Genomic DNA, 3,878 nt, shown 5'->3' on the forward strand with positions numbered 1-3,878 from the left:
GGAGGTTTTTACTATGATTATCGTTATGAATCAGAATGCTACAAAAGAACAGATTGACAATGTGGAAAGAAAGCTCTTGGAGCTGGGTTTTAAAACTCATCCCATCGTCGGAGATGTAAAAACAGTAATCGGTGCAATTGGCGACAAAAGACTTTTAAACACCCACTCCATATCCACCATGCCTGGAGTTGAAAGCATTGTTCCCATTATGAAGCCTTACAAGCTGGCAGGCAAAGAACTAAAGCAGGACCCTACCATTGTTGAAGTAGGCGATGTGCGAATCGGAGGCAATGAAATAGTAGTTATGGCCGGCCCTTGTGCAATTGAAAACGAAGAAATTTATGTTGAAACGGCAAAAAAAGTGAAAGCGGCAGGAGCCAAAATACTCCGCGGTGGTGCCTTCAAGCCTCGTACATCCCCTTATGCCTTTCAAGGTTTGGAAGAGGATGGCCTTAAAATAATGGCGGTTGCCCGTGAAGTAACGGGTCTAAAGCTTGTAACTGAGGTTGTGGATACAAGAGATGTGGAGCTTGTCGCTTCCTATGCAGACATCATTCAAATCGGTGCAAGAAACATGCAAAATTTTAGACTTCTCAAAGAAGTGGGAATGTATAACAAGCCCGTACTTTTAAAAAGAGGATTAGCCGCAACTATTGAAGAATGGCTAATGGCCGCCGAATACATTATTTCCGAGGGCAATCCCAACGTAATCCTTTGCGAGCGAGGCATTCGAACCTTTGAAACATCCACAAGAAATACTATTGATATGAGCGCCATTCCTGTAATAAAAGAGCTGTCCCATCTGCCAATAGTGCTTGACCCCAGCCACGCAGCAGGTACATGGAAATATGTAGACCCCCTTGCAAAAGGTGCAATAGCAACTGGTGCCGACGGGTTAATCATTGAAGTGCACAGCCAGCCTGACTGTGCCCTCTGTGACGGTCAGCAGTCCTTGATTCCTTCAAGGTTCGAACAGCTTATGAAAGAGCTTGAGCCAGTAGCACTTGCTGTGGGAAGAAAGTTATAAAAAACCTCAATAAAGAAAAAAATCAAGCTCGGTAAGGCAAAAATTTTGAGCCTTCCGAGCTTTTTATTTGCTTACATAGGCATCCATATCAGTCTGTACTACCTGTCTGAGCTTTCCTATTTCATCATAGCTTATAACAATATTTTTCCCCATTTCCTTTGCATAGTACAGTGCCCGGTCTGCATAATCAACAACCTTTTTTATATCATCAGAATGTGTAGGAAATTGGGCAACGCCGCAGCTTACAGTAACTTTGCCTTTGCTTGTGCCTTCTTCGGCAAACAGATTCTGCTTTTCAAGCAAACGCCTTATTCTGTCTCCGACACTTTTCGCCTTCTCAAGGTCAAGGTCCCTAATGATAATCATAAACTCCTCTCCCCCGTAGCGAAAAGCAAAATCCGTCTCTCTTATACTTTGCATTATTATATCTCCAAAAAGTGACAGGAGCTTGTCTCCCCAGACATGACCATAGGTGTCATTGAATTTTTTAAAATTATCAATATCAAACATCAGTATATTTAGCGGCTTTTTTGAATACTCACAGTAAAGTGCTTCTTCCTCAAGTTTCTGTTCGAGCATATGCCTGTTGGCAAGCCCGGTAAGCTTATCCGTCCTGGCCAGCTTAAACTCCCGTTTATGCATTTCGTCATATTTTTTGACTTTCAAGATAACTATTGACACACCGTATGACACCAGCAGAATGAAAAAGTCCCTCAAGACAAGCTTTAAAATGTTTAGCTGCTCAATATTATCCGCTTTTACCAAAAAAGATGAAACCGTGTATAATATTATACTGAAAATGCTGATATTTATGGTGCTTGAAACATCCTTACCAAAGCCGTAATATGCAATTACAAAAAACATCAATATGTATATATCCGAGTCAATACCGTTTAATATGTAGGAAAAAGTACAAATAAAAACAATATCAAAATAAAAGGCAACGCCTACAAATTTCTTTATCCAATTCTTCGATATCTTGGATAACACAAGGAAAGTCTGAAATCCGTTATATAAAATTGCCAACGCAAAGGTAATCCAGAAACTTTTTTCTGTTCGCGGGCAATCGGAAACCAGGAAAAAAAGAGGTATAACCACCAAAAGAGCCATCCATCGAAAATACACAAAATTTTTCTGTTGACGAAAGTTTCTAACCTTCTTTTCCTTTAAAAATCCGTTTATTACATCATTCATCGTATCTTTTTTTCCCTCAAAACGATAGAATATTTTCCCTTTATATACTCATATTTTATATTTGTTTTTAATTTTTGTCAATTAGTCACGAGACAAGCCTATACAAACTTTTGCTTGATCTTATCCCAATAAAGCATCACAGCCATTCCTAAAAGTGTAAGGGCCGTACCTAATACAAGATTTAAATTAATTTTCTCACCGAGGAAAATAATAGCAAAAACGCTTGCCAAAACAGGCTTTAGAAAGAAAACCACAGAACCGCTGCCTGCACCTGTGCGGGTCAATCCCATAAAATAAGTAAGATAAGCAATGCCTGTAACAAAAACCGAAAGGTACACAACTTGAAGTAATGCCGAATAATCGAATTTGAAGACCGGAATATCCTTTATCAATAGAAAAGGAAGCAAAGCAATGCTGCCGATTAGAAACGAGTACGCATTCATTTTAAGGCTGCCGATTTTAGATGACGCCATTCTCCCCACAACAGTGTACAGGCCGTATAGAACTGCCGACATCAATGCAAGAACCGGGCTTAATATGTTTATATCCCCGAGGGCCTGTCCATCGATGCTAATCGTCGTTATGCCAAGTATGCCAAAAATCATACCCACAGCTTTAAAGAAAGGTATTCTTTCCTTGTCCATAATAGCTGCAAAGACGGATACAAATATGGGATTGCTGCTGAAAATAACCGCCACTATTGCTGCTTTGGCGTTGGGAATACTTAAACTTAGCTGAAGCAGATTCATGCTGAATACTACGTTAAGGATACCTGCCAAAGCTACAACTGCCAAGCTTTTTGGGTCAATTCTCACATCACGCTTTATCAGCAAAAACAAAAGAAGCAAAGAACCGCCAATAAAAAATCTCAGAAAATTGATTTGAAAAGGATTTACTCTGCCCATAATTGATTTACTTACCACTTCATACGTACTAAAAAAAATTACTGTAATCACAATAAAAAGATAACCAAAGCTGTTTTTTTTCACTGTTCTCCCCCACTTTTACATCATTATGCCTGTTAAATCTCATCCGCCATCACAATCATAGGACTTCTTTACTATTTGCCTAAGCCTAATTTAAGTCATTGTAACCATTAACACATAAAAAGCTTCAATGGTATAATTATAATATAGGATAGTGCTATAATATTTAGAAATAGGGTGAGTTCTATGATAGATATTTCCACTTGCGAAATATGCGGAAAACTTTATAACAATCCCCACGGCTTCTTCAGAGTATGCCCTATATGTTACGAAAGCGATGAGTATGAATTTAAAAAAATCAAGGACTATCTCAATTTGCACCCTAGTGCCAAAATCTTCGATGTAGTAACGGATCTTAATATTTCCGTAAAACAAATCAAGCGTTACCTTCGCGAAAGCAGGCTTGAAATCCTAGAAAAGGACAATCATTTTCTGTTATGCGAAAGCTGCGGAAAAAGCATACGCACAGGCAGATACTGCGACGAATGCTATAAAAGTCATCACAGAAATATCAAAGCCGGATATTCCTCCAGCAACAGCACCAAGCATTCAAATGCAATACGTTTTAGAAACGATGGTCACTCAAAACGTGCCTCATCTATTTAGCGTCGCGGGTTTTATTGCACAAACAATAAAATGCCGCTAAATTTCTTTTTCGTAAAGCATTTTAT

At 39.0% G+C, this 3,878-nt stretch carries 4 protein-coding genes; 2 read left to right on the plus strand and 2 right to left on the minus strand.

Features of this window, described 5'->3' with window-relative positions:
* Positions 1-13: 13 nt before the first annotated feature.
* Positions 14-1,027 (plus strand): 3-deoxy-7-phosphoheptulonate synthase, encoded by a 1,014-nt coding sequence (aroF, locus tag PLH43_RS13165; RefSeq protein ID WP_324363876.1) that lies wholly within the window; start codon positions 14-16, stop codon positions 1,025-1,027.
* 63 nt (positions 1,028-1,090) lie between these two features.
* On the opposite strand, the gene PLH43_RS13170 is transcribed toward aroF, so the two are convergent.
* Together PLH43_RS13170 and PLH43_RS13175 are read right to left on the minus strand one after the other, a co-directional pair.
* Complete coding sequence (locus PLH43_RS13170) at positions 1,091-2,221, minus strand: GGDEF domain-containing protein (protein WP_324363870.1); 1,131 nt, start codon at positions 2,219-2,221, stop codon at positions 1,091-1,093.
* Positions 2,222-2,319: 98 nt separating this feature from the next.
* Positions 2,320-3,210: a DMT family transporter gene (locus PLH43_RS13175; protein WP_324363872.1), complete on the minus strand. Its 891-nt coding sequence runs from the start codon at positions 3,208-3,210 to the stop codon at positions 2,320-2,322.
* 183 nt (positions 3,211-3,393) lie between these two features.
* On the opposite strand from PLH43_RS13175, the gene PLH43_RS13180 reads away from it, so the two are divergent.
* Positions 3,394-3,813 carry a flagellar protein gene (locus PLH43_RS13180; RefSeq protein ID WP_324363874.1) on the plus strand — a complete coding sequence of 140 codons (420 nt, stop codon included), beginning with the start codon at positions 3,394-3,396 and terminating at the stop codon, positions 3,811-3,813.
* Positions 3,814-3,878 lie beyond the last annotated feature (65 nt).

The organism is Acetivibrio sp., from assembly GCF_035371925.1.
Taxonomy (GTDB): domain Bacteria; phylum Bacillota; class Clostridia; order Acetivibrionales; family Acetivibrionaceae; genus Hungateiclostridium.